This window comes from Aquibium pacificum (genome assembly GCF_040839445.1).
GTDB classification, from domain to species: domain Bacteria; phylum Pseudomonadota; class Alphaproteobacteria; order Rhizobiales; family Rhizobiaceae; genus Aquibium; species Aquibium pacificus.
Map to the genome: position 1 here is coordinate 70,718 of NZ_JBDPGJ010000007.1, position 23,568 is coordinate 94,285.

19 protein-coding genes are annotated in these 23,568 nt (G+C 66.9%); 15 read left to right on the forward strand and 4 right to left on the reverse strand.

Annotated elements, in window-relative coordinates; all coding sequences use genetic code 11:
• Positions 1-8: 8 nt before the first annotated feature.
• A complete protein-coding gene (locus ABGN05_RS25445; protein ID WP_367956826.1) occupies positions 9-926 on the forward strand; it encodes a pirin family protein in 918 nt (305 codons plus the stop codon).
• Here ABGN05_RS25445 and ABGN05_RS25450 read toward each other — a convergent pair.
• Positions 907-1,374 carry a hypothetical protein gene (locus tag ABGN05_RS25450; RefSeq protein WP_367956827.1) on the reverse strand — a complete coding sequence of 156 codons (468 nt, stop codon included), beginning with the start codon at positions 1,372-1,374 and terminating at the stop codon, positions 907-909. The two genes, ABGN05_RS25445 and ABGN05_RS25450, sit on opposite strands and share 20 nt — an antisense overlap.
• Positions 1,375-1,503: 129 nt before the next feature.
• Here ABGN05_RS25450 and dxs point away from each other — a divergent pair, with 129 nt between their 5' ends.
• From dxs to ABGN05_RS25470, 4 genes are all read left to right on the forward strand, one after another.
• Positions 1,504-3,423 (forward strand): 1-deoxy-D-xylulose-5-phosphate synthase, encoded by a 1,920-nt coding sequence (dxs, locus tag ABGN05_RS25455; protein ID WP_367956828.1) that lies wholly within the window; start codon positions 1,504-1,506, stop codon positions 3,421-3,423.
• A 132-nt stretch (positions 3,424-3,555) separates the two neighbouring features.
• Positions 3,556-3,828, forward strand: a complete 273-nt coding sequence (locus ABGN05_RS25460; protein ID WP_367956829.1) for a hypothetical protein — start codon at positions 3,556-3,558, stop codon at positions 3,826-3,828.
• 52 nt (positions 3,829-3,880) lie between these two features.
• Complete coding sequence (locus ABGN05_RS25465; RefSeq protein ID WP_367956830.1) at positions 3,881-4,645, forward strand: TlyA family RNA methyltransferase; 765 nt, start codon at positions 3,881-3,883, stop codon at positions 4,643-4,645.
• 5 nt (positions 4,646-4,650) lie between these two features.
• Positions 4,651-5,892 (forward strand): class I SAM-dependent RNA methyltransferase, encoded by a 1,242-nt coding sequence (locus ABGN05_RS25470; protein WP_367956964.1) that lies wholly within the window; start codon positions 4,651-4,653, stop codon positions 5,890-5,892.
• 1 nt (position 5,893) lies between these two features.
• Here the strand turns inward: ABGN05_RS25470 and ABGN05_RS25475 are convergent, their stop codons facing one another.
• From ABGN05_RS25475 to ABGN05_RS25485, 3 genes are all read right to left on the reverse strand, one after another.
• On the reverse strand, positions 5,894-7,570 hold the full coding sequence (locus tag ABGN05_RS25475; protein WP_367956831.1) for an FAD-dependent oxidoreductase: 1,677 nt from the start codon (positions 7,568-7,570) through the stop codon (positions 5,894-5,896).
• A gap of 302 nt (positions 7,571-7,872) precedes the next feature.
• Positions 7,873-9,600: a M28 family peptidase gene (locus ABGN05_RS25480; protein WP_367956832.1), complete on the reverse strand. Its 1,728-nt coding sequence runs from the start codon at positions 9,598-9,600 to the stop codon at positions 7,873-7,875.
• 180 nt (positions 9,601-9,780) lie between these two features.
• Entirely contained in the window at positions 9,781-10,611 is an 831-nt protein-coding gene (locus ABGN05_RS25485) for an IclR family transcriptional regulator (RefSeq protein WP_367956833.1), read from the reverse strand.
• Between the two features lie 121 nt (positions 10,612-10,732).
• On the opposite strand from ABGN05_RS25485, the gene ABGN05_RS25490 reads away from it, so the two are divergent.
• The 10 genes from ABGN05_RS25490 to ABGN05_RS25535 all read left to right on the forward strand — a co-directional run bounded on the left by ABGN05_RS25490 (position 10,733) and on the right by ABGN05_RS25535 (position 23,541).
• Positions 10,733-11,488: an aspartate/glutamate racemase family protein gene (locus tag ABGN05_RS25490; protein ID WP_367956834.1), complete on the forward strand. Its 756-nt coding sequence runs from the start codon at positions 10,733-10,735 to the stop codon at positions 11,486-11,488.
• Positions 11,489-11,556: 68 nt separating this feature from the next.
• Positions 11,557-13,215 carry an ABC transporter substrate-binding protein gene (locus ABGN05_RS25495; RefSeq protein ID WP_367956835.1) on the forward strand — a complete coding sequence of 553 codons (1,659 nt, stop codon included), beginning with the start codon at positions 11,557-11,559 and terminating at the stop codon, positions 13,213-13,215.
• A 117-nt stretch (positions 13,216-13,332) separates the two neighbouring features.
• Positions 13,333-14,310, forward strand: a complete 978-nt coding sequence (locus tag ABGN05_RS25500) for an ABC transporter permease (RefSeq protein ID WP_367956836.1) — start codon at positions 13,333-13,335, stop codon at positions 14,308-14,310.
• Positions 14,303-15,229: an ABC transporter permease gene (locus ABGN05_RS25505; RefSeq protein ID WP_367956837.1), complete on the forward strand. Its 927-nt coding sequence runs from the start codon at positions 14,303-14,305 to the stop codon at positions 15,227-15,229. The genes ABGN05_RS25500 and ABGN05_RS25505 overlap by 8 nt, the downstream gene beginning before the upstream one ends.
• Positions 15,226-16,260 (forward strand): ABC transporter ATP-binding protein, encoded by a 1,035-nt coding sequence (locus tag ABGN05_RS25510; RefSeq protein WP_367956838.1) that lies wholly within the window; start codon positions 15,226-15,228, stop codon positions 16,258-16,260. The genes ABGN05_RS25505 and ABGN05_RS25510 overlap by 4 nt, the downstream gene beginning before the upstream one ends.
• On the forward strand, positions 16,257-17,249 hold the full coding sequence (locus ABGN05_RS25515) for an ABC transporter ATP-binding protein (protein ID WP_367956839.1): 993 nt from the start codon (positions 16,257-16,259) through the stop codon (positions 17,247-17,249). The genes ABGN05_RS25510 and ABGN05_RS25515 overlap by 4 nt, the downstream gene beginning before the upstream one ends.
• A 14-nt stretch (positions 17,250-17,263) precedes the next feature.
• A complete protein-coding gene (locus tag ABGN05_RS25520) occupies positions 17,264-18,262 on the forward strand; it encodes an NADPH:quinone reductase (protein WP_367956840.1) in 999 nt (332 codons plus the stop codon).
• Between the two features lie 32 nt (positions 18,263-18,294).
• Positions 18,295-20,130 carry a hydantoinase B/oxoprolinase family protein gene (locus tag ABGN05_RS25525; RefSeq protein ID WP_367956841.1) on the forward strand — a complete coding sequence of 612 codons (1,836 nt, stop codon included), beginning with the start codon at positions 18,295-18,297 and terminating at the stop codon, positions 20,128-20,130.
• The gene (locus tag ABGN05_RS25530) at positions 20,117-22,159 is read left to right on the forward strand and encodes a hydantoinase/oxoprolinase family protein (RefSeq protein ID WP_367956842.1); all 2,043 of its coding nucleotides are present in this window, start codon (positions 20,117-20,119) and stop codon (positions 22,157-22,159) included. The genes ABGN05_RS25525 and ABGN05_RS25530 overlap by 14 nt, the downstream gene beginning before the upstream one ends.
• Entirely contained in the window at positions 22,156-23,541 is a 1,386-nt protein-coding gene (locus ABGN05_RS25535) for a M20/M25/M40 family metallo-hydrolase (RefSeq protein ID WP_367956843.1), read from the forward strand. Before ABGN05_RS25530 ends, ABGN05_RS25535 begins: the two co-directional genes overlap by 4 nt.
• The last annotated feature ends 27 nt before the right edge of the window (positions 23,542-23,568 follow it).

Consider the following 23,568-nt stretch of genomic DNA (forward strand, 5'->3'; position numbering starts at 1 on the left):
AATCCGCCATGAGCTTCTTTCCCGGCAACGATCCCGAGCCCGGCGATGCCTTCGCCTGCGACGCCATCGAACTGATGGTCATCCCGAACGCCAAGGACATCGGCGGCTTCGAGGTGCGGCGCGCGCTGCCGACGGCCAAGCGCCGGCTGGTCGGTCCCTTCATCTTCTTCGACCGCATGGGGCCGGCGATCCTGCGTCCGGGCACCGCGATGGACGTCAGGCCGCACCCGCATATCGGGCTCGCCACCGTCACCTATCTCTTCGACGGCCGCATCCGCCACCGCGATTCCCTCGGCACCGAGATGGTCATCGAGCCCGGCGACGTGAACCTGATGACGGCCGGTCGCGGCATCGTCCATTCGGAGCGCACGCCCGAGGAACTGCGCGGCTCGCCCATGTCGATGTCGGGCTTGCAGACCTGGATCGCGCTGCCCGACGACAAGGAGGAGGTGGCGCCGACTTTCGAGAACACCGGCCGCGCGCTTTTGCCGGAGTTCGATGACGATGGCGCGTCTGGCCGCATCGTCATCGGAAATTTCTCGGGCGTGCGTTCGCCGGTCCGCACCGCCAGCGACACGCTCTATGCCGATATCAGGCTGAAGGCCGGTGGGCGCGTGCGCATTCCGGCCGATGCGGAGGAGCGGGCGATCTACGTGCTCGAAGGCAAAGTGACGATCGCCGGCGATCGTTTTGGCGCCGACCGCCTGCTCGTCTTCCGCCCAGGCGACGAGATCGTGGTGGAATCGGAAGACGGCACCCACTTCATGCTCTTCGGCGGCGCCTCGCTCGGCTCGCCGCGGCACATCTGGTGGAACTTCGTTTCGTCATCGAAGGAACGCATCGAGCAGGCCAAGAACGAGTGGCGCACCCGCCGGTTCGCCATCGTTCCGGGCGACGCGGAGGAATTCATTCCGCTGCCTGAGTAGGCGCGTTCGGCCGGAAATAGCCGTCGAGGAATGCGGCGGTTTCGTCCGAGATGCCAACGATCTTGTCGGTGGCCTGGCGGTAGAACTTGAAATTGAGCTCGGTCTCGGACCGGCCGTCCCGCCAGTCGTCGAAAGGCTTGAGGTCCTTGCGCCCCAGCTGTCGCCTTGCGGTGGCGGTGCGGTTGACGGAAACGTTCACGAGCGGCGTCTGCCGGGCGATCCCCGGTACCTTGGCGATCGCCTCTGCCGAAGTGACGATGCCGCGGGCGATCAGACCTCGGCCGCCCTCGTTTTCGCTGGCGAACAGGAAGATGGTGTCTCCCTCGGCGATCCGCTTTCCGCCATACATCGTCTTCTGTGCGGTGAAGACGAAATTCTTCGCCTCTGGATCGCGGATCTCAGTCTTGATCGCGTAGGCCATGCCGTTCTCCGGGGTACGAAGCAGCATCAATCCACACCGCACGGGCATCCGCCAGCGCGACGGCTCGGGAGATGTGCCGCTTCGGCGCCAATCGCCGCGTTTACTTTCTATGGTCGAGCCCCTATTTGCAAAGATCGACCGAATGCAAAGAAACAGATGAACGCCAAATCGCCGCCCGAAACGCCGCTGCTGGACAAGGTTTCCGTTCCGGCAGATCTCCGGAAGCTTTCAGAGACCGAACTCCCGCAGCTCGCCAGGGAACTGCGCGCGGAAATGATCGACGCCGTCTCCCAGACAGGCGGACATCTCGGCGCTGGTCTCGGGGTGGTGGAGCTCACTGTCGCGATCCATTACGTCTTCGACACGCCGCAGGACAGGCTGATCTGGGACGTCGGCCACCAGGCCTACCCTCACAAGATCCTGACCGGGCGGCGCGACCGTATCCGCACGCTGCGCCAGGAAGGCGGGCTGTCGGGCTTCACCAAGCGCGACGAAAGCGAGTACGACCCGTTCGGCGCGGCGCATTCCTCGACCTCCATCTCGGCCGGGCTCGGCATGGCCATCGGGCGCGACCTGAAGGGTGGGAAGAACAACGTCATCTCGGTCATCGGCGACGGCGCTATGTCGGCCGGCATGGCCTACGAGGCGCTGAACAATGCCGGCGCGCTGGACGCGCGGCTGATCGTCATCCTCAACGACAACGACATGTCGATCGCGCCGCCGTCGGGCGCCATGAGCGCCTATCTGGCGCGGCTGGCCTCCGGGCGCACCTACCAAGGTTTCCGCGAGTTCGGCAAGAAACTCACCTCCTACCTCGGCAAGGCCGCCGACCGGGCGATCACGCGTGCGGTGGAACACGCGCGCGGCTACGTCACCGGCGGCACGCTGTTCGAGGAGATGGGCTTCTTCCACATCGGCCCGATCGACGGGCACAATCTGGAACACCTGATCCCGGTGCTGAAGAACGTGCGCGACAATGCAAACGGGCCGGTGCTCATCCACGTCGTGACACAGAAGGGCAAGGGCTACGGCCCCGCCGAAGCGGCCGACGACAAGTATCACGGCGTCGGAAAGTTCGACGTCATCACCGGCGCTCAGGCCAAAGCGCCCGCCAACGCGCCTGCCTACACGAAGGTCTTCGCCGAGAGCCTGATTCGGGAAGCGCGAGAGGACGAGAGCATCGTGGCGGTCACGGCGGCCATGCCGGGCGGTACCGGCCTTGACCTCTTCGGCGAGGCCTTCCCGAAGCGCACCTTCGACGTCGGCATCGCCGAGCAGCACGCAGTGACCTTCGCCGCCGGCCTCGCCACGGAAGGACTGAAGCCCTTCGCCGCGATCTATTCGACATTCCTCCAGCGCGCCTACGACCAGGTGGTGCACGACGTCGCGATTCAGCGCCTGCCGGTGCGGTTCGCCATCGACCGCGCCGGGTATGTCGGCGCCGACGGCGCGACGCATTGCGGCGCCTTCGACGTAGGCTACCTGTCGATGCTTCCCGGCTTCACGGTGATGGCGGCCGCCGACGAGGCGGAACTGCGCCACATGGTGCGGACCGCGGTCGAGCACGGCGACGGCCCGATCGCCTTCCGCTATCCGCGCGGCAACGGCGTCGGCGTCGACATGCCGGAACGCGGCATCGCGCTGACCATCGGCAAGGGCCGGATCATGCGCGAGGGCACCAAGGTGGCGCTTCTTTCGCTCGGAACGCGGCTTGCCGACTGTCTGGCGGCGGCCGAGGAACTGGACGCGGCCGGTCTTTCGACCACGGTGGCGGACGCGCGTTTTGCAAAGCCGCTCGACCGGGACATGATCGCGCGCCTGGCGCGCGAGCACGAGGTGCTGATCACGGTCGAGGAGGGTTCGGTCGGCGGCTTCGGCAGCCATGTCCTGCATTTCCTGGCGCATGAGGGCCTGCTCGACAACGGGCTCAAGGTGCGGCCGCTGGTCCTGCCGGACGAATTCACCGACCAGGCGAAGCCCGAAAGCATGTACGCCAACGCCGGGCTGGACACGGCAGGCATCGTCCGCGCCGTGTTCGCCGCTCTGGGCGCCGCCTCACGGGCCGTCCGCGCCTGAGGCGGGGACGGAGGTGCCCGGCCGCCTCATAACCATCTGTTTACGCTGAACGTTTTCCTCCCGCTTACCCTCTCCCTTGGCCGAATATTAGCTCGCCTGCGCTAGACAGGAGCCGGGACAGGGAGAAAAAAGATGACAAGGCTCTTGGGGGCGGTGGCGCTGTTCGCCGTGGTCTGCTCGCCCGCCGTCGCGGACGATAAATACGACCGGTCGATCGACGAGGCGGCCGCGCGCATCCTGGCGGGGAGGATCGGCGATATACGCGGCAGCTTCGCGCCGGACGCCAATCCGCTGTTCGTTTCCGGTGCCGAGGAGCACACGGGCTCCACGGGACCGGCGCGCAACTGGCCGAAAGGGCTGGTCCGGGCGCGCGATCCGCTGGTGGCGGTCAACCTCGCTTTCTGAATTCGTTCACGCGCTGCTTGCCTTGCGGCGGTGCATCCCCCAATGAGTGCGGATGCTCCCCAGCGAAAACCATTCCGGCAAGCGCCGCCTCGATGACCTGCTCGTCCGGCGCGGCCTGTTCCCGTCGCGCTCGCGGGCGCGCGACGCGATCCTGCGCGGCACCGTGTCGGTCGACGGCAGGGCCGACGTCAAGCCGGGCCAGGCCGTTCCCGATACCGTCGCCGTCGAGGTCCGGGACCCGGCGCGAGGCTATGTCTCGCGTGCCGCGCTGAAGCTCGCTGCCGCGCTCGACCACTTCGGCCTCGATCCGAAAGACGCGACAGCACTCGACATCGGCGCATCCACGGGCGGCTTCACGCAGGTGCTCCTCGAGCGCGGCGCGGCGCGCGTCTTCGCATTGGATGTCGGACACGGGCAGCTTCACGAGCTTATCCGCAACGATCGGCGCGTCGTCAGCATCGAGGGGATGAACGCCCGCGATCTGGCCTCCGACGACATCGGCGGCGCGGTGCCCGATTTCCTCGTCTCCGACGTCAGCTTCATATCATTGCGGCTCGCCCTGCCGCCCGCGATGGCGCTCGGGGCAGCCGGCGCCCGCGGCGTCTTCCTGGTCAAGCCGCAGTTCGAGGCCGGGCGCGATGCGATCGGCAAGGGCGGTATTCTTCGCGATCCCGCCGACGGCGCGCGGATTGCCGCCGACATAGCCGGCTGGCTGGAGACGCAGCCGGGGTGGCGCTCCCTCGGCGTCGCTGCGTCACCCATCGAGGGCGGCGACGGCAACCGCGAGTTCCTGCTGGCGGGAGTGAAGGACCGATGAGGCAGGTGACGACACGCCTGAAGATCGGACGCCTCGGAGGGCAGGGCGACGGCATCGCCTGGACCGAACGCGGCCAGACCTACGTTCCCTTCGCCCTGCCGGGCGAGACCGTGACGGCCGCTGTGGAGGGCGAGCGGGGCACATTGATGGCGCTGATCGATCGCTCGCCGCTGCGCGTCGAGCCCAGGTGCCGGCATTTCGGGGTCTGCGGCGGCTGCGTGTTGCAGCATCTCGAGCCGGCGGCCTACGGGCAGTGGAAGCGCGACAAGGTGGTGCAGGCGCTCAAGTCGCGCGGCATCGAGGTGCCGGTCGACGATCTCGTCGCCTGCGCCCCCGAGAGCCGCCGCCGCGCCGCCTTCACCGCCCGCCATACCGAGCGCGGCGTGCTCCTCGGCTACAACGAGGCGCAGTCGAACAGCCTGATCGATGTCGAGGAATGCCCGATCCTGCTGCCGGAGATCGTCGCGGCGCTGCCGGAACTGCGCAAGCTGGCGTCGATCGTCGCCATGTCGGGTTCGCCGTTCCGCCTCTTGGTCACCGCGACCGCCTCTGGCCTGGACATAGCGGCTTCCGATCAAGGCACATTGTCCGACGAGGCGCGCCACGCCGCTGGCCGTTACGTCCTGAAGGCAGGTTTCGCGCGGCTGTCTGTCGACGGCGAGATCGTGGTGGAATCGCGCAAGCCGATGGTCATGGCCGGAGAGATGGCAATCGAGCCGCCGCCCGGCGGCTTTTTGCAGGCGGTGGCCGCGGCCGAGGACGCGATGGCCGCGTTGGTGGTGCCGCATCTCGCGAAAGGAAAGAAGGTGGCTGATCTGTTTGCGGGCGCCGGCGCCTTCGCTCTGCGCCTTGCCCGACATGCGGAAGTTCATGCAGTGGAGGCTGACGAGGCCGCGCTTGGCGCGCTCGACCGCGCCTTCCGCTTCGCGACGGGGCTGAAGCGCGTCACCACCGAGAAGCGCGACCTCTTCCGCCGCCCGCTCACCTTCAAGGAGCTGAACGCATTCGGCGGCGTGGTCTTCGACCCGCCGCGCGCCGGCGCCGAAGACCAGGCGAAGCAACTGGCGCGCAGCGACGTCCCGAAGCTCGCCGCCGTCTCCTGCAACCCGCTGACGCTGGCGCGCGACCTGAAGATCCTGATCGACGGCGGATACCTGTTGCAGCGCGTCGTGCCCATCGACCAGTTCCTCTGGTCGGCCCATGTCGAGGCTGTGGCGCTGCTAGATAAGCCGAAGAAGCGTCGGTGAGTCAGACGCGTTCCACGACCGCGAGGTCGCGCCCGAGCAGGCGCGAGAAGATCGCCTCGGCATCCTCGTCGTCCGCGCCGCGCCAGGCCACGATCTGGTCCGGCCGGATGAGCACCAGCGGCATTTCGTAGAGCGCCGCGACCTCCTCGTCGGCGATGCCTACCACCGTCAGGTCGATCCCGATCCGCCTGGCTTCGCGGAGAAAGGCCTCCCCGCCCGGCGGGTTGCCGCCCAGGCGCAGCAGCGTCCATTCGAAGCCAAACGCGTCGTAGAGCGAGCGTCCAGGCGCCAGCCAGTAGTGCGGCGGGCGTCCGCCGGGCACCGCCGACGGACGGTATTCGTTGACGAGGTCCTCCGGCGGGGTCGCGCCGTCCGGAACGATCGCCGGCGATCCGTCGTAGCGCGCGCCGAAGGTGATGCCGGGGATGTTGAACTCCTTGCGCCCGTGTGCTTCCAGATAGGCCCCGGCCTCGCGGCGCGCCGCCTCGCCGGCCGGCGTCTCATCCTCGATCTCGGGGGCGGGGACGTAGTTGCCGAGCGAATCGGCGAATGCGCGCGCGAAGTTTGTGTTGCGCACTGCGACCGCGCGGCGCTCGATCTCGTAGCTGGCAAGCAGACCGTGGCCGGCGACGCCTTTCAGCGCCGCGGCGAGTTTCCAGCCGAGATTGACCGCATCCTCGATCGCGGTGTTGTAGCCGAGCCCGCCGGCGGGCGTGAAGAGATGCGCGGCGTCGCCGCCGATGAAGACGCGACCATCGGCAAACCGGTCGGCGACCAGCGCATGGCCGGCGGTCCAGCCGGTCTTCGACAGAATTTCGCAGTCGACCGGCACGCCGATGGCTGCCTGGAACATGCGCCGGGCGTCGTCGTCGGAGATCGCATCCTCGTCCTCGCCTTCGCGCAACTGGGTGTGGAAGGCGAATTCGCCGCGTCCGTCCACCGCCGCCATGAAGGCGCGGCGGTCCTCGTTGAAGGTGCAGTTCATCCAGGCCGGCGCATGCGGCACGACCTCGTAGAACTGCGAGCAGCGAATGTAGATCGCGAACATGCGTCCGCCGAAGAAGTGGCGCCGCACACCCGTCTCCCCGCCGTAGGCGATGCCGAGCTGGCGCCGCACCGTGCTGCGCGGCCCGTCGCCGCCGACCAGATACCGCGCCACGATTTCCCGCTTCCCCGACCGGTCGTTGCGCTCGACCCGGGTGCGAACTCGCTCGCCCTCGTCTTGGAACCAGGTGAGCCGCCAGTCGAAATTGACTTCGATGCCCGCCAGCGCCTCGGCGTGGCTGCGCAGCACGCGCTCGACATATTTCTGCGAGACCCGGTGCGGCGGTTCCGCCGCGTTCCACGAACCGGCGTTGGTCGCGGTGGTCCTGTGCGCATCCTTCGCCGATGGCAGCTTGAAGCGCGCTAGCTCGTGGCCGGCGTAGCGGGTGAAATAGGCGATGTCGGTCGGATAGTCCGCGGGCAGGCCGAGCCGCCTTATCTCGTCGGCGAAGCCGAGGCGGCGATAGTGCTCCATCGTGCGTGCCTGCGTGGCGTTCGCCTGCGGATTGAATGCAGTCGAGGGCTTGGCATCGAACAGCGCGGCCTTGACGCCGCGCCGCCCGAGTTCGTTCGCCAGCATCAGCCCGAAGGGACCGCCGCTCGCGATGAGAACGTCAACTTCGCTGTCGTTCATTCGCCGCGCCTGCCTCCATCGCCCGGAGGGATTATCGCGCCCGGTGCCCCGTGCCAACAGCCGACGGTATCGACGGCAGTTGTGGCCGCAAAATCTCTTGCAGCCAACGGCGTCCGATGTCCGATCCGTGACGCCCGCGCCGAAACCTCTCCGTCGTTCCGTCCCCGGGCGGAAATCCCATCCGGTCAGCCGCCCCGGATTTGTGCCGGTGCCCGGGTGGCCATTGACGGCGATGCGCGCTTTGAAGCCGTCATCCGCTCCGTGGTGCGGCGATCAAAGCTGGAGGCGATTGCCGACCCGGGTCATGCCGTGACCAGTCCGATGTGGCGCGTCGCCTGCCGCAAGGCCGAGATGAGCCGGTTCTGGCCGCGCACCAGTTGCGTCCTGGCGAAACCGATCGTGTCGTCGTCGAACTTGTCGAGTTCGGCGGCCGGTGCGATCGACGGCAGCGGCGGGATGGTCAGGGCCGGGTCGTGGCGGAAGCGGTTCACGCGGGTGAAGTTGATCGGCACGAGAATGCGGGCCAGGTCCTGGATGACGGTGTTGGCCGCCTTCGGTTTGATCGTGCCGGCCTTCACGCCGGCGTAGAATCCGTCGAGCGCGGCGGCGAGTTCGGCCACCGCCTTTTTCGACGCCGACAGGTCGAAGCGGCTGCCGGCCTTGGCCTGGTAGTCGTCCACCGTTTCGGCGAATTCCTTGGCTGTCGCCCGCCAGTCGAAGGGCAGCACCTCGTTGTTGGCGTTGCGCAGCACCGCCAGCAGGTAGACCTTGATGTCGCGCAGGAGGATGTCGCGGTCGGCGATCTCCAGGGTGTCGTTTTCGGTGTGCCAGGCGATGTTGGCACCGCAGCCGCCCACGGTGTAGTAGCCCTTCTCCTCGCGCAGGATGTCCGGCATCGTCGACGACAGCATCAGGTAGGACGAGATGCCGATGTTGTTGAAGGAATAGTCGCCGGCGCGGTGCGGCCGCTCGCCGTTAAGCGCCTTGCCGGCCACTTCCCGGATCACCTCGGCGAGGAAACCCTCGGTCTCGGTCATCCGGGAGAGGTTGTTGAATTCGGTCGCCCAGCGGCAGCCGGGGCTGTCGCAATTGACCTGCGAGACGGCGTTCTGCTCGAGGTCGAGCGCGAAGGCGTCGGAAAACCAGGTCGAGCCGGCATAGCGACCAGTCGAGTGGCCCGGCCACCAGCAGATACGCACGGAGCGCTTGAGGCTGCCGCGATTGGCCCACAGCACGCGGGCGATCTCCAGCATGGTCGCGTCGCCTGTGGCGTTGTCGCCGACGCCGACGTCCCAGGAATCGAGGTGGCCGTGCAGAAAGACGTATTTTTCCGGCTCCTCGGTGCCGGGGATGAAGACCTCCGGCAGCTTCGAGGTGAACCAGCCTTCCTCCATCTCGGTGAAGATCGTGACCTCGCCGCCGCCCTCGGCGATTCCGATCAGCGCCTCTCCGTCCGGTTTGTTGACCGCGACCGCCGGTATCTTCGGCTTGCGCGGCAGGTCGTCCAGGTCAGGTGTGCCCCACACCGTTGTACAGATGCCCCAGTGGATGTCGATGCCGGGATTGATGCCGATCACGCCGATCGCGCCCAGTTCCTCGAACTGCGAGATCAGGCCTGGGCTGGCAAAGCCTTCCGAGATGACGATCTTGCCGCGCACGCGCGCGGCCATCTCGGTCGAACTCTCGACCTTGCGCTCGAACATGTCCTCGATCATCGCGTTGTGGCGGGCGCCGACGTAGACCAGGCTGCCGGTCATGCCGTTGCGGGCGTCGAGGCTGTAGGCCGGCGGCTTGGCGCGGAAGGTCTTGCCGCCTGCCTCGACGCGGGCGAGGCCGGGCAGGCTCAGATAAAGGCTCGGTTCATGGACCTTGACCTCGACGCCGTGCTTGCGCAGGCGCTCCACGACCTCGTCCATGCCGCGGTTCACGTCAGTCGGGTGTTCGCGCTTGAACGTCGAGAAACTCTCGACCAGCGCCCATGGCTCGTCGAGCGTGACCTGCGACAGGATGCCGGATTCGACCTCGTTCATGGCAAACTCCCCTCATCGTTTTATTGAATGAAACAGTGTTTCAATGACAAGGGAAAGCTAGCAGAGAGATTTGCGCCTCGCAAGCGGGGCTGATTCGGCGACAGGCGCGGGTAAGGCGTACGCGGCCGCGGCTACCACCGGTCGGAGTGCAGGCGGAGTTTCCGCCGCGCCGCGGTGCGATCAGGCGATTGAGCGGACTTCCTGTCGCGCGCTCACCGGGTCGCTGCGATGCAGCGACAGCTTGCCCGATATCTCGGCCGCTGCATCGAGCGCGGCGCGGATGTAGCGTTCGCGCCGCTCCTCATCCAGGCGCACCATGGCGCCGGCGACCGAGATGCAGGCGATCACCGTGTCATCGGAGCCGAAGATCGGCGCCGCCACCGAAAACGCCCCCTCGTCGAGGTCGTTCAGGGCGATGTTGTAACCATTGGCGCGAATGCGGGCGAGCGCCTGGCGCAGCTTGTCGCGGTCGGTGATCGTGTAGGGCGTGTACGCTTCCAGCGGATTGGCAAGCACTGCCTCCACCACGCTCGGCTCGGAATAGGCGAGGATGCAGAGCGAACCGCCGCCGGCATGGAGCGGGCCGTGGCGGCCCGCCTGCGCGAAGAGCCGTATCGAGTGGTGGCCGGACCGCGTCGCCACGACCAGCGAGCGAAGCCCCTCGCGCATCACCAGATTGACGTTCTCGGAGGTGCGGTCGCGCAGCGCATCCATCACAGGGCGCGCCGCCACGAGCAGGCTGCCGTCGCGCCCGACCCTCTCGCCGAGCACGCCGATGCGGTAGCCCAGCGAATAGACCGCGTGATCGGGGTCGCGGAACACGAAGCCGCGATCCTCCAGCGTCTGCAGCAGGCGGAAGACGATCGACTTGGTCATGCCGAGCGTCTTGGAGAGCTGGGTCACGCCCTGTCCCGGCCGGTCGGCGAGCGCCTCGAGCACCAGCAGCGCCCGGTCCACGGCCGCGATCGTGTAGTCGTTGCCCGCGGCGGGCTTGGCCCCGGTTTCCTTCATGTCGGCCATCCTCCCGGATCGATTATCGTTCATTGAAGGCCTGTTGCAATATTGCAGATTTGTGTTTTACTCAATCCCATAGAGAAACAATGTTTCAGTCAATGAAACAGAGGGGCCGTCGATGCGCATCGCCTATGTCGTACCCGGACCGATGTCCAAGGGCCCGATGGGCCTTAGGGAAATGCGCCGGCGCGAGGGATTGCTGAACGCTTGGGCGTTCCCCGGCACCACGGTATCGGTTGTCGACGTGCCGACCGGCCCGGTCTCGATCGAAAGCGCCTACGAGGAGGCGCTCTGCGTCCCGGCCACCATCGACCTGATCATGAAATGCGAGCGCGATGGCTTCGACGCCGCCATCATCGGCTGCTTCGGCGATCCGGGGCTCGAAGCCGCGCGCGAACTCGCCACCATCCCGGTCGTCGGCCCCTGTGAGAGTTCGCTGTTGCTCGCCGCCGGCCTCGGCCACAAGTTCTCCGTGCTCACCGTTTTCGACAGCCTGATCGCCGGCCAAGAGCTTCTGGCGGTCAAGGCCGGCGTCCACGCCAAGCTCGCCTCGGTGCGAGCGACGGGCATTCCCGTGCTCGACCTCATGAAGGATCCCGCCTTCACCAAGCGACGGCTGATTGAGGTCGCCGACGCCTGCGTCCGGCAAGACCGTGCCGACGCCTTTTTGTTCGGCTGCATGACGATGTCCTTCCTCGATCTGGGAGACGAGGTGGCCGCAGCGGTCGGCGCGCCGGCAGTCAACGCCGGCAAGGCTGCGCTCAAGCATGCCGAGATGCTCGTGTCGATGGGCCTTTCCCATTCGAAGAAAGCCTTTCCCCTGCCTGCCAAGATGCAGGCCGGCCAGCCTTTCGAGGCACTGCGGGTCGCCTGAGCGCTCCGCCAAGAACGACAAGAAGGTCGACAAGCCCAAGCCGTGTCCACTCCAGAGGAGAAGTCAGCATGAGGTCCAGTTTCAAGTCGGTCATGGCGACCGCATTCCTGGCGATCGTCGCCGCATCGCCGGCTCTCGCCGGCGACCCGATCCGCAAGATCGAGATATTCACCCGTCCGCAGGCCGCCCAGCCGCAGGAGTTCCAGTCCGTCCAGCTGATCGCCCAGGAATGGCGCAAGCTCGGCCTCGACGTCGAAGTCAAGGTCATGCCGTGGGAACAGATGTCCGACGTCGTCTGGTACCAGCGCGACAAGTGGGACGTGACGGCCTGGCAGATGGTCGGCCGGCCCGAGCGTTCCGACCCTGACGAGATCGTCTACAACCTGTTCCACTCCTCGACCGCCGAGAAAGGCTACAATTTCATCGGCTACATGAATCCCGACTATGACGCAGTGGTCGAGGCGCAGCGCGTCGAGATCGACCAGGACAAGCGCAAGGACCTGATCTTCAAGGCGCAGGAAATGCTGGCCGCCGACCAGCCCAACATGATGCTGGTGCATCCGAAGTCGACCTTCGCCTTCGACAAGACCGTCTGGAAGGCGGAATCGGTCGTCAACCAGAGCGGCATCGGCATTCGCAACACCTGGACCTTCATGGGTCTCGAGCCGGCCGGCGACAAGAAGGACATCGTGCTCAACTCCGGCGACAACGTGCAGGCGATCAACCCGCTCTACATCTCGGGCGGCGTCGATTCCTGGGTGTTCGAGCTGGTCTACGACCGCCTCGCCCGCGTCGGGCCCGATGGCCTGCCGAAGCCGTGGGCAGCCGAGAGCATCGATTTCACCGATCCGACCACCGTCCAGGTCAAACTGCGGCCGGGAATGCTGTGGCATGACGGCAAGCCGGTGACGGCCGACGACGTTAAGTTCTCCTACGAGGCCGTCGTCTCCGGCGAGGCGCCGATGTACGCCCCGTTCGCCTCCAACGTCGAATCGATCGAGGTGATCGATCCGACGACGCTGACCTTCAAGCTCAAGAAGGCGGCCGCCTCCTTCGTCACCTCCAGCATGGCCAAGATCAACCTCATTCCCAAGCATGTCTGGGAGCCGGTGATCGAAGACCTCAAGACCAAGGATACCAACGCGGAGAGCTTCCAGGAGCAGACCCCGATCGGATCCGGACCGTACAAATTCGAGCGCTGGCTGACCAACGAGGAGATCGTCCTCCACGCCAACAAGGATCACTTCAACGCACCCAAGGCAGACCGCTGGATCCTGCGCATCGTGCCCAACGTTGAGGCCGCGCTCGGCATGCTGCGTTCGGGCGAAATCAATTTCCTGGCCGAGTTCACCGGCGATCCGCAGGTGCTGATCGACGCGGCCGCCGCCGACGGCGATCTCGAAGTGGTGTCGACCGTCGACATGGGCTTCCGCTACGTGGCCTTCAACGGTCGCCGCGCGCCTTTCGATGATCCGGCCTTCCGCAACGCGCTGTCCAGGGCGGTCGACCGCCAGCTGATCGTCAAGGCTGCCTTCAAGGGCTTCGCCGAGCCGTCCAATTCGGTCGTCTCGCCGGCGCTGGGCTTCTGGCATGACGCCGCGGTGGTCAGCGGTCTCAAGACCGGTCAGGACGTGGCCAAGAAGCTGCTCGAGGACGCCGGCTACACTCTGGAGGGCGGCAAGCTCACCTATCCGGGCGACAAGAAGGAAGAGCTGGCCGCCGAGTAAGGCCGGCCTCAGGCGCGTCCCGGAGCAAAGGGGCGCGCCACTCCTCGCCTCGCGTCGTCGCGCGGGGCATGGTCGGCGGCGCCTCCCGCGGCGCGCCGCAATAGGGAACCCCCACGGATGTCGCATCTGAAGGCCGCCGCCAGCAGGACGCTCCAGCTTGCCCTCGTGCTGTGGGCCGTGGTGACGATCCTTTTCCTGATGTTCCGTCTGATGCCGGGCAATCCGCTGGCGGCCTACATCGACCCCACTTTCACGGTCGAGCAGCAGGAAACGCTGATGGCGCAGTTCGGCCTCGACCGGCCGCTGTGGGAACAATACTTCATCTATCTAGGCAACCTCCTGCAGGGCGAGTTCGGCCAGAGCTTCCGCTACCGCGAACCGGTCGCCGAGCGTATCGTGGCGCTCCTGCCCAACACGCTTGTGCTTACCTTCTCCTCGCTGATTATCGCCTACGTCTTCGGCATTCTGGCCGGCGCCTATCTGGCTTGGAAGCGCGGCACGGTAGTCGAGCAGGCGGCGATCCCGCTGGTGCTGACCACGCGCGCGATGCCGGAATTCTGGCTGGGCATGGTGCTTCTCGCCGTCTTCTCCTTCGGGCTCGGCTGGTTTCCGGCCGGCGGCACGAGGCCGGCCGGTGCCAGCTATGACAGCCTTTTCGCGCTCTACACCTCGACCGATTTTCTTACCTACCTGGCTCTGCCGGCGCTGACGCTGGCCATCTACAGCCAGGGCCTGCCGCTGCTCCTGATGCGTTCCAACATGCTCGACGTGATGAAGGAGGATTTCGTCACCATGGCCCGTATCAAGGGCCTGTCGAACTGGACGGTCGTGGTGCGCCACGCCGCGCGCAACGCGCTGCTTCCCGTGATGACGTCCTTCGCCATCGCGGTCGGCTACCAGCTGCAGGGAAACGTCGTGGTCGAGTCAGTCTTCTCGTGGCCGGGCCTCGGCCGCGAACTGGTCAACGCGGTATCGGCCTCGGACTATCCGCTCGCGCAGGGCGCGTTCCTGATGATCGCGGTCGTGGTGATCCTGATGAACCTCATCGCCGACCTGCTCTATGCCTTCCTCGATCCGAGGGTGAGCCGTGCGTGACGCTATCGCCATGACGACCGGTGCCGCGCGTCCCGCGGAGCCCAGAGCGGGCCTGCTGGTCCGGCTGTTCCGCAGCTTGCGGCTTCCGCTGAACGATCCCTTCGCGGTGTTCGGGCTCGTGATCTACGCGACCTTCCTCGTCGCGGCGATCTTCGCCGACGTCATCGCGCCCTACGACCCGACCGAGATTCTCTTTACGCCGGAATACGACCTCGCCGCCGACCTGCGGCCGGGCGAGCAGGGCTACATCCTTGGCACGACCAGCCTCGGACGGGACATCTTTTCCCAGATCATCTACGGCTCGCGGTCGGCGCTTCTCATCGGCGTCACAGCGGCCTTCATGGTCGCGCTCATCGGTTCGATCGTCGGTCTCGTCTCGGGCTATTTCGGCGGCTGGGTCGATGCGGTGCTGATGCGGCTGGCCGACATTGCGTTCGGCATTCCCTTCCTGCCCTTCGTGATCGTGCTCGCCGCGTTTCTGGAGCCGTCGATCTGGAACGTGGTGCTTGCCATGGCGCTGGTCCTGTGGCGCGACACGGGCCGGGTGATTCGCAGCCAGGTCCTGACGCTTCGATCGCGCGGCTATGTCGACGCGGCCAGGGTTTCCGGCTCCTCGGACCTCAAGATCATCCTGCGCCACATCGCGCCGAACATCCTGCCGCTCTCCTTCCTCTACGGCTCCATCGCGATCGGCTGGGCGATCCTGACCGAAGCCTCGATCTCGTTCCTCGGCTTCGGCGACCCGACGTCGATCAGCTGGGGCTACATGCTCCAGGACGCGTTTGCGAGCCAGGCGCTGGCCAAGCAGTCCTACTACTGGTTCGTGCCGCCCGGCATCTGCATCATCCTCGTCGTCTCCGCCGGGTTCTTCATCACTCGCGGATACGAGAACATCCTGTTTCCGAAGCTCGGCCGATGAATGAAACCCTGCTTTCCGTTCGCAACCTCAAGGTCGGCTACCGGGTCGGCAAGAATAGCGTCGATGCCGTCGACGGCGCGAGTTTCGACGTGCCGCGCGGTTCCATCGTCGGCCTCGTCGGCGAATCCGGTTGCGGCAAGACGACGGTGGCGCGTGCGCTGACGCGGGTGATGGCCGACAATGCCTCGATCACCGGCGGACAGATGGTCTTCGACGGACGCGACCTCGTGACACTGCCGGAGCGCGAGATGAACGCGCTGCGCTGGCGCGACATCGCATTCATCCCTCAGAGCGCAATGAATTCGCTCGATCCGGTCTACACCGTCGAATACCAGCTCAACGAGGTGCTGAGGCGGCGCGGCGGGCTCGGCCGGCGCCAGGCGCGCGCGCGTTGCGAGGAACTGTTCGAGATGGTCGGCATCGAGGTCGGCCGCCTGCGCGACTATCCGCACCAGTTTTCGGGCGGAATGCGCCAGCGCGTGGCGATTGCGCTCGCGCTCGCGCTCAATCCGAAGCTGGTGATCGCCGACGAACCGGTCACGGCGCTCGACGTCATCGTCCAGCGGCAGATTCTCGACCAGTTGCGCGAGCTTCAGTCGATGCTTGGGATCTCGGTCATCCTCGTGACGCACGACATCTCCGTGGTCGCCTATGTCTGCGACCGCACCGTCGTGATGTATGCGGGACGGGTCGCGGAATCCGGCGCGATGGACGCGACGCTGACCCAGCCCTCCCATCCCTACACCATGGGCCTTCGCAACGCGTTCCCCGATCTGCAGGGCGCGGCCAGCGGCACGCTGACGCCCATCGAAGGCGCGCCACCCGACCTCTCGGATCCGCCGGCCGGATGCCGCTTCGCACCGCGCTGCCCGTTTGCGCTGGAGATCTGCGCGACCACGCAGCCGCCGCTCGCCGACATCTCGCCCGACCACGCCGTGGCCTGCCACCGCGCCGGCGAAGCGGTGGTCCTGCGGGAACGCGCCGCCCGCGTCGAGACGTGGATGACCGAACCGGCTATGGCCGAGGCATGAGGTCGCCCTTGGTCAACCAGGACGGACCGCTCGTCTCGATCCGCGATGCCCGGCTGCATTATCGTGTCGGCGGCGCGCTGTCGGCGCTGAGCGGGCGCTCGAACGTGGTCAAGGCCGTCGACGGCGTCTCGTTCGACATAAGGCGCGGCGAAGGCGTCGGCCTGCTCGGCGAATCCGGCTGCGGCAAGACCTCGATGGGTCGGCTGCTGCTGAAGCTGGAAAAGCCGACCGGCGGCACCATCCTTTTCGACGGCGAGGACGTTTCGGCGCTCAGGGGGAGGGCGCTGAAGACCTACCGCGCCCGCACGCAGCTGATCTTCCAGAATCCCTTCGACGCCGCCAATCCGCGCTTCTCGATCCGCTCGATCCTGGCCGAGCCGCTGGAGAACGCCGGCATCGCGAAAGCCGAGCACGACGCCAGAATCATCGCCGCGCTCGAACTCGTCCGCCTGTCGCAGCCCCGGCAATATCTCGACCGCTTTCCGCACCAGCTTTCGGGCGGGCAGCTGCAGCGCGTGGTCATGGCGCGCGCGCTGATCCTGCAACCCGATTTCGTCGTGGCCGACGAACCGGTCTCGATGCTGGACGTGTCGGTGCGGGCAGGCGTGCTCAACGTCTTCCGCGACGTACGCGATCGCCTAGGGTTGACCGCGATCTACATCAGCCACGACCTGGCCCTGGTTCGCTACGTCTGCGAACGCACCATCGTGATGTATCTCGGCAAGGTGATGGAAGACGGGCCGACCGAGGACATCGTCCGCGAGCCGCTACATCCCTATACGAACGCACTCGTGTCTGCCGTGCCGGTGCCGCATCCCGACCAGAGCCACGCGCCGCTCCCGATTGGCCGCGGAGCGCCCGACCCGCGCAACCCGCCATCGGGCTGCGTCTTCCGCGACCGCTGCCCGAGGGCCTTCGACCGCTGCGCCGTGGAAGTCCCCGCGCTGCGCGAGGTCGGCACCCGCCAGGTCGCATGCCATCTGTTCTGACAAGAGACGTTCCCATGCTCGCCGCCACCTACACAAGGACCGGACCCGCCGCCGAGGTGCTTGTGGTGGACCATCGGCCGGATCCCGTGCCGGGTCCGGGCGAGGTTCTGGTGCGCGTGCACGCTTCCGGCATCAATCCGGCCGACGTCAAGCGCCGCGCCGGCTGGAACGGCATGCAGATGGAGCACCCGCTGGTTATCCCGCACACGGACGGCGCGGGGGAGATCGTCGAGGTCGGTGCCGGCGTCGATCGCGCCCGCATCGGCGAGCGCGTCTGGCTGTGGAACGCGCAGGGCGGGTACGGTACCGCCGGCCGGGCGTTCGGCACGGCGGCCGGTCTGATCGCCATCGATGCGGACCAGGCGGTGCGCCTTCCGGATGAGTTCGATTTCGTCGCCGGCGCCTGCATCGGTGTCCCGGCCATGACCGCATTCCGTGCCGTGCACGCGGACGGGCCGGTCGAAGGCCAGACGATCCTCGTCAACGGAGCGGCCGGAGCGGTCGGCCACTGCGCGGTGCAGATCGCGGCGGCAGGTGGCGCGCACGTGATCGGCACCGTGGGCAATGAACAGGCCGCGGCGCACGTCATGGCAGGCGGCGCCTTCGCCACGATCGACCGCAGGCGCGAGGATGTTTTCGCCCGCGTCATGGACCTGACGGACGGCACGGGCGTCGACCGCGTCATTGAGGTCGATTTCGCGTCCAACATGGCACTCGATGCGGCGGTATTGAAGGCCAACGGCACCGTCGCCTCCTACTCGTCGAGCAGCAATCCGCAGCCGGTGCTGCCCTACTACGCCTTCCAGTCCAAGGGCGCCAATCTACGTTTCATCCAGGGCTTCGCCATTCCCGCGGCCGCGCGTCGCGAAGGCGAGGCGCTGATCGCCAGGCTCGCGGCCGCCCGCAGACTCACCATCGCCATCGCCCGGACCTACCCGCTCTCCGAGATCGCGCGCGCTCACCTCGACGTCGAACGCGGCGGCAATCTCGGCAACGTCGTCGTCACCATCTGAACATCCGACCGACCCTCCCAAGGACCAATCTCATGCAGCTGACCGCCAGGACCGCTCCACCGCCACAAGATCCGATAACGGATCGCCGGATCTGCGATCCCGTCTCGCTGGAAATCATTCGCGGCGCGATCGCGGCCGCGCAGTCGGAGATGGAGGCGCTGCTCGAACGCACCGCCATTTCCGCCTTCATCCGCGAGAAGAAGGATTTCTACACCGCCCTCTTCGACGAGAACGGCGTCATGGCCGTGGGCTCCATGGTGCCGATCTTTGGCGACATGACCAGCCCGGTGTTCGACCACTTTCCCGCCGATACGATGAAGCCCGGCGACCTCTACTGGTACAATGATTGCTACGGCTCGCGCGGAGCGGTGTCCCATTCCAACGATCAGGTGCTGCTTGCGCCCGTATTCAAGGACGGCAAGCGCTGCGCTTTTGTCATGAGCTGGGCGCACTTCGCCGACATCGGCGGTATGCGCCCCGGTTCGATCAGCCCCGACGCGACCGACATCTTCCAAGAAGGCATCATCGTGCCGCCGACGAAGCTGATCGAAAAGGGTGTCACCAACGAAGCGGCGCTGGCGATCTTCCACCGCAACTCGCGCTTTCCGGAGCAGAGCAATGGCGACATGCGCGCGCTCATGGCCAGCGTCGACGTCGGCGTGAAGCGGGTCGGCGACATTCTGGAGCGCTTCGGCGCCGACGTCGTGGCCGACGCCTTGGCCCAATTGCTCGCGCGCACGAAGCGGCTGGTGCGGGCAAGGCTGGCGGAGACTTTCGACTACGGAACGCATCGTTTCACCGACGCGATCGATTCGGACGGGCACGGCAACGGGCCGTTCAAGATGCGCTTCGCGCTCATCCGCGAACCGGGTGCAGACGGCGAGGACAGGTTCATCTTCGACGCCACCGAAAGCGACGACCAGGCGCCCGGTCCGGTGAACTATCTGATGAACCGGGGCGTGCCCGGCATGGCGCTGGGGCTCTACTATCTCGGCGGCGACGCGGCCCAGGTCTGCAACGCCGGCGGTCCCGACGCGATCGACGAGATTCGCCTGCGCGAGGGCTCGTTCCTGCAGCCGCGCTTTCCCGCGCCGCTCGGCATGCGCGGGCTGACCGCCATGCGCGTGATCTCGGCCATGAGCGGTCTGGTCAACGTCGCGGGGGGCGGCGCGCCGGCGGCCAACTCCGCCTATGTGATCTCGATCATGCGCGGCAATTTCCGCAACGAGGCGGGCGAACTCGAACGCTTCCTGCTCGCGGACGGCATCGGCGTCGGCTATGGCGCGCGGCCGACATCGGACGGCATCGACGCGGTCTATTTCGTCGCCCAGGAAAACTATCCCGTCGAGTTCCTCGAAAGCGGATATCCGGTGCGGCTGAGACAATACGGCGTCGTGCCCGACTCCGGCGGTGCGGGGAAGCATCGCGGCGGCTGCGGCATCGTGCGCGAATACGAGATCCTTGCCGAGGATGCGTTGCTGGCCGTACGCATCGACAGCGTCCGGAACCCGCCCTGGGGCATCGACGGCGGCATGGGCGGCGGTACCGGCCGGGCGATCGTCAACCCCGGAACGCAGAACGAGCGGCTGCTTGCGCCGCTCTCCGACGGCAACCGGCTCGTGCGCGGCGACATACTGCGCATGGAAACCGGCGGCGGCGGCGGTTACGGCCACCCCTTCGACCGTCCGGCGGGAAAGGTGCTCGAGGACGTGCTCGGCGGTTATGTCAGCCGCGAGGCAGCGGCCCGCCTCTACGGCGTCGTCCTGTCCGGCAATGGCGTGGACGAACTGGCGACGACCCGAGCGCGCACCCTGCGTCCCGCGACCCGCCGCTTCCACCGTACGGAGTATGTCGATGTCCTCGCCTGACACCTCGCTTGCCATCGCCGTGGATATTGGCGGCACTTTCACCGACATCTCCCTGCTCGACCGCGCCAGCGGACGGGTCTGGCGCGCCAAGACGCCGAGCGTGCCCTCCGATCCGTCGGAGGCCTTCCTCGCCGGCATCCGGCTGGCCCTTCTCGAAGCGGGGGCGGACGCGTCCTCTCTCGGCCAGGTGCTTCACGGCACCACGGTTGCCACCAACATGATCCTCGAAGGCAAGGGTGCGCGTGCGGCCTTGGTGACGACGCGCGGATTTCGCCACGTGCTCGACATCGGCCGGCAGGACATCCCCCGCAAGGCGAACCTCTACACCTGGACCAAGCCGCAACGGCCCGTGCCGGCCTCGCGCATCGTCGAGATCGACGAGCGCGTCGCAGCCGGCGGCGGCGTCCTCGAGGCTTTGGACGAAGCCAGCGTGCGGCAGGCCGCCGACGCACTGCGCGGCATGAACGTCGAGGCCGTCGGGGTGTGCCTCATCCACGCTTTCGCAAACCCGGCGCACGAGCGCCGCGCCGCCGAGATCCTGCGCGAGGAGCTGCCGGGGATCGCCGTCACCGCGTCAACCGACGTGCTGCCCGTCGTCCGCGAGTACGAGCGTTCGCTGACGACGGTTCTCAACGCCATGGTCATGCCCGGGGTCACCACCTATGTCGGCCGTATCGAGCAGCGCCTGTCGGACGAGAAGGTTTCAGCTCCGCTTCTGCTCATGCAGTCCAACGGCGGCGTCGCGGGCGCGGCGGCAATCCGCCAGGCGCCCGCCCTCACGGCGCTTTCAGGCCCGGCAGCCGGCGTGGTCGGCGCGCGGGCGATCGCGGCAGCCTGCGGCATCGGCGACATCATCACCGTCGACATCGGCGGCACCAGCGCCGACATCTGCCTGATCAAGGACGGCCGCATCGGCCTCACCCAGCACGGTAAGGTCGGCGACTGGCCGTTGCCGCTGCCGATGGTCGACATGGTGACGATCGGCGCCGGCGGCGGATCGATCGCCGCGGTGGCCGACGAGACGCTGACGGTGGGGCCCAGAAGCGCGGGCGCGCGTCCGGGTCCGGCCGCCTACGGCCATGGTGGACGCGAGGCGACCGTCACCGACGCCCACGTGGTTCTCGGCCACCTGCCGGCCAAGCTGCTTGGCGGGCGCATGGCGCTCGACGTCGAGGCGGCGAGGGCAGCCGTTCGCGGCAGGGTCGCAGAGCCGCTCGGCCTTTCCACGGACGAGGCCGCGCAGGGCATCCTCGCCATCGTGGACAACCATATGGTGGGTGCCGTGCGCGTCGTATCAGTGGAGCGGGGCCACGATCCCCGGCATTTCACCCTCGTGCCCTTCGGTGGCGCCGGACCGCTGCACGGCGTCGCGCTCGCCGAGCTTCTCGGGATTTCCAGCGTGATGATCCCTCCGGCACCGGGCATATTATGCGCCGACGGTCTGCTTGCAGCCGACCTCAGGGCCGAGTTCAGCCGGGCGCTGCCGCGCGCAGGCGCCATCGACGTCGCCGAGGCGGAAGGGATCTACACGGAACTGGAAGCGCAGGCGCGGTCCTGGCTCGACGTCGAAGGCGTGGCGGAAGAATCGCGCCTGACGGCACGGGTGGCGCTGCTGCGCTACCATGGCCAGGGCGGCGAGATAGCGGTCGGATGGGCAGGGACCCGCGCGGCGACCGAGGCCGCCTTCACCGCCGAGCACCAGGCGCTCTACGGCTTCACGCTGGCCGCGGCGATCGAACTCGTCACGTTGCGTATGGAAGCCACGGGGATGACCGCACAGCAGCCGGCCACGAAGTTGCCCCCATCGGGCGCGGTCGAACCCTATGACCACGTACCGGTGCGTTTCGGTGGCGACACCGTGACGACGCCGCTGATCGACCGTGCCTCGCTCGGCGCGGGCGCCCGCTTCGACGGGCCGGCGATTCTCAGCCAGCTCGACACCACGACCCTGGTGCCGCCGGGCTGGTCGGGCACGGTGCACGAAACCGGCGCGATACTGCTCACCAGAAGGAAAGGGGCTCTTCAATGACGACGGTCGACACGGCGCTAGAGGCGGTCTTCGACCATATCGAGGCCAACCGGGACGGCTTCGTCGCCCGGGTCATGGATTATGTCCGCCATCCCTCGATCAGCGCGCACGACATCGGTATCCGCGAGGTCGCCGCGCTGCTTGTCGCGCATCTGGAAAGCCTCGGCATGGAGGCGGAGGCGGTATCCACCGCCAATCACCCTATGGTACTCGGCAAGCGATTCGTCTCCGCGGACAAGCCGACTGTCCTTCTCTATGGTCACTACGACGTGCAGCCGCCGGATCCCCTGGACTTGTGGGTGAGCCCGCCCTTCGAACCCACGATCCGCGACGGGCGCATCTATGCGCGCGGCATCGGCGACAACAAGGGTCAGCACTTCGCACAGCTGCTTGCGATCGAAGCGCATCTCGCGGTTCACGGCGAACTGCCCTGCAACGTCATCTTCCTCCTCGAAGGCGAGGAGGAGATCGGCAGCCCGCAGATCGCGAGCTTCGTCAGAGAGCACGCCGACAGGCTCGAGGCCGACCTGGTCATGACCTCCGACGGACCCCTGCACGAATCCGGCCTTCCCATCGTCACGTTCGGGGTGCGCGGGGTGGCGAGTTTCGAACTGCGCTGCAAGACGGCCAGCCGCGACGTCCATTCGGGCAATTTCGGCGGCATTGTGCCGAACCCGATCTGGAAGCTGGTGCACCTTCTCGCGACGATGAAGAACGCCGACGGGGAGATCACGATCGAGGGCATCAACGAGCCCGTGATCCCGGCCACGAACTCCGAGCGCGAGGCGGTCTCGAGGCTGCCTCTCGACCTCGACCAGGTGAAGGCCGACCTGGGTCTGTCGGAACTCGACGGACCGAAGGCCCGCGGCTACTACGACCGCATCATGTTCCACCCTACGCTGACCATCAACGGGTTTCATGGCGGGTATGGCGGACCGGGGATGAAGACCGTGCTTCCCTGCGAGGCCTTCGTGAAATGCGACATGCGCCTGGTCGAGCCGCTGACGCCCGACCATGTCTACGCCAGGGTGAAAGAGCACGTGGCGCGCCACGCGCCAGACGTCGAATTCGTGCCGCTCAACAGCATGCTGCCGTCGAAGACGCCGATGGATTCGGCCTTCGCCGGCCCCATCAGGCGCGCCGTGGTGGCGGCGCGCGGCGTCGAGCCGCTGCTCTATCCGACGGTCGGCGGCAGCCTGCCGGACTACGCTTTCACAAAGATCCTCGGCATCCCGTCCTTCGTCGTCCCCTACGCCAATGCCGACGAGGCGAACCATGCACCCAACGAGAATCTTGAACTGGTGCGTTTCATCGACGGGATCAGGACCGGGGCTGCCCTGCTCTGGGAACTCGGCAAGCTGAAGTCCGGCGCGGCCGCATAGACGTCAGCGACGGGGTCGCGTTCGAAA

Excerpts from the sequence above, each read along its gene's own strand:
- ABGN05_RS25445 (WP_367956826.1), top strand. The coding sequence starts at position 9 with ATGAGCTTCTTTCCCGGCAACGATCCCGAGCCCGGCGATGCCTTCGCC.
- ABGN05_RS25450 (WP_367956827.1), bottom strand. The coding sequence starts at position 1,374 with ATGCTGCTTCGTACCCCGGAGAACGGCATGGCCTACGCGATCAAGACT.
- dxs (WP_367956828.1), top strand. The coding sequence starts at position 1,504 with ATGAACGCCAAATCGCCGCCCGAAACGCCGCTGCTGGACAAGGTTTCC.
- ABGN05_RS25460 (WP_367956829.1), top strand. The coding sequence starts at position 3,556 with ATGACAAGGCTCTTGGGGGCGGTGGCGCTGTTCGCCGTGGTCTGCTCG.
- ABGN05_RS25465 (WP_367956830.1), top strand. The coding sequence starts at position 3,881 with ATGCTCCCCAGCGAAAACCATTCCGGCAAGCGCCGCCTCGATGACCTG.
- ABGN05_RS25475 (WP_367956831.1), bottom strand. The coding sequence starts at position 7,570 with ATGAACGACAGCGAAGTTGACGTTCTCATCGCGAGCGGCGGTCCCTTC.
- ABGN05_RS25480 (WP_367956832.1), bottom strand. The coding sequence starts at position 9,600 with ATGAACGAGGTCGAATCCGGCATCCTGTCGCAGGTCACGCTCGACGAG.
- ABGN05_RS25485 (WP_367956833.1), bottom strand. The coding sequence starts at position 10,611 with ATGAAGGAAACCGGGGCCAAGCCCGCCGCGGGCAACGACTACACGATC.
- ABGN05_RS25490 (WP_367956834.1), top strand. The coding sequence starts at position 10,733 with ATGCGCATCGCCTATGTCGTACCCGGACCGATGTCCAAGGGCCCGATG.
- ABGN05_RS25495 (WP_367956835.1), top strand. The coding sequence starts at position 11,557 with ATGAGGTCCAGTTTCAAGTCGGTCATGGCGACCGCATTCCTGGCGATC.
- ABGN05_RS25500 (WP_367956836.1), top strand. The coding sequence starts at position 13,333 with ATGTCGCATCTGAAGGCCGCCGCCAGCAGGACGCTCCAGCTTGCCCTC.
- ABGN05_RS25510 (WP_367956838.1), top strand. The coding sequence starts at position 15,226 with ATGAATGAAACCCTGCTTTCCGTTCGCAACCTCAAGGTCGGCTACCGG.
- ABGN05_RS25515 (WP_367956839.1), top strand. The coding sequence starts at position 16,257 with ATGAGGTCGCCCTTGGTCAACCAGGACGGACCGCTCGTCTCGATCCGC.
- ABGN05_RS25520 (WP_367956840.1), top strand. The coding sequence starts at position 17,264 with ATGCTCGCCGCCACCTACACAAGGACCGGACCCGCCGCCGAGGTGCTT.
- ABGN05_RS25525 (WP_367956841.1), top strand. The coding sequence starts at position 18,295 with ATGCAGCTGACCGCCAGGACCGCTCCACCGCCACAAGATCCGATAACG.
- ABGN05_RS25530 (WP_367956842.1), top strand. The coding sequence starts at position 20,117 with ATGTCCTCGCCTGACACCTCGCTTGCCATCGCCGTGGATATTGGCGGC.
- ABGN05_RS25535 (WP_367956843.1), top strand. The coding sequence starts at position 22,156 with ATGACGACGGTCGACACGGCGCTAGAGGCGGTCTTCGACCATATCGAG.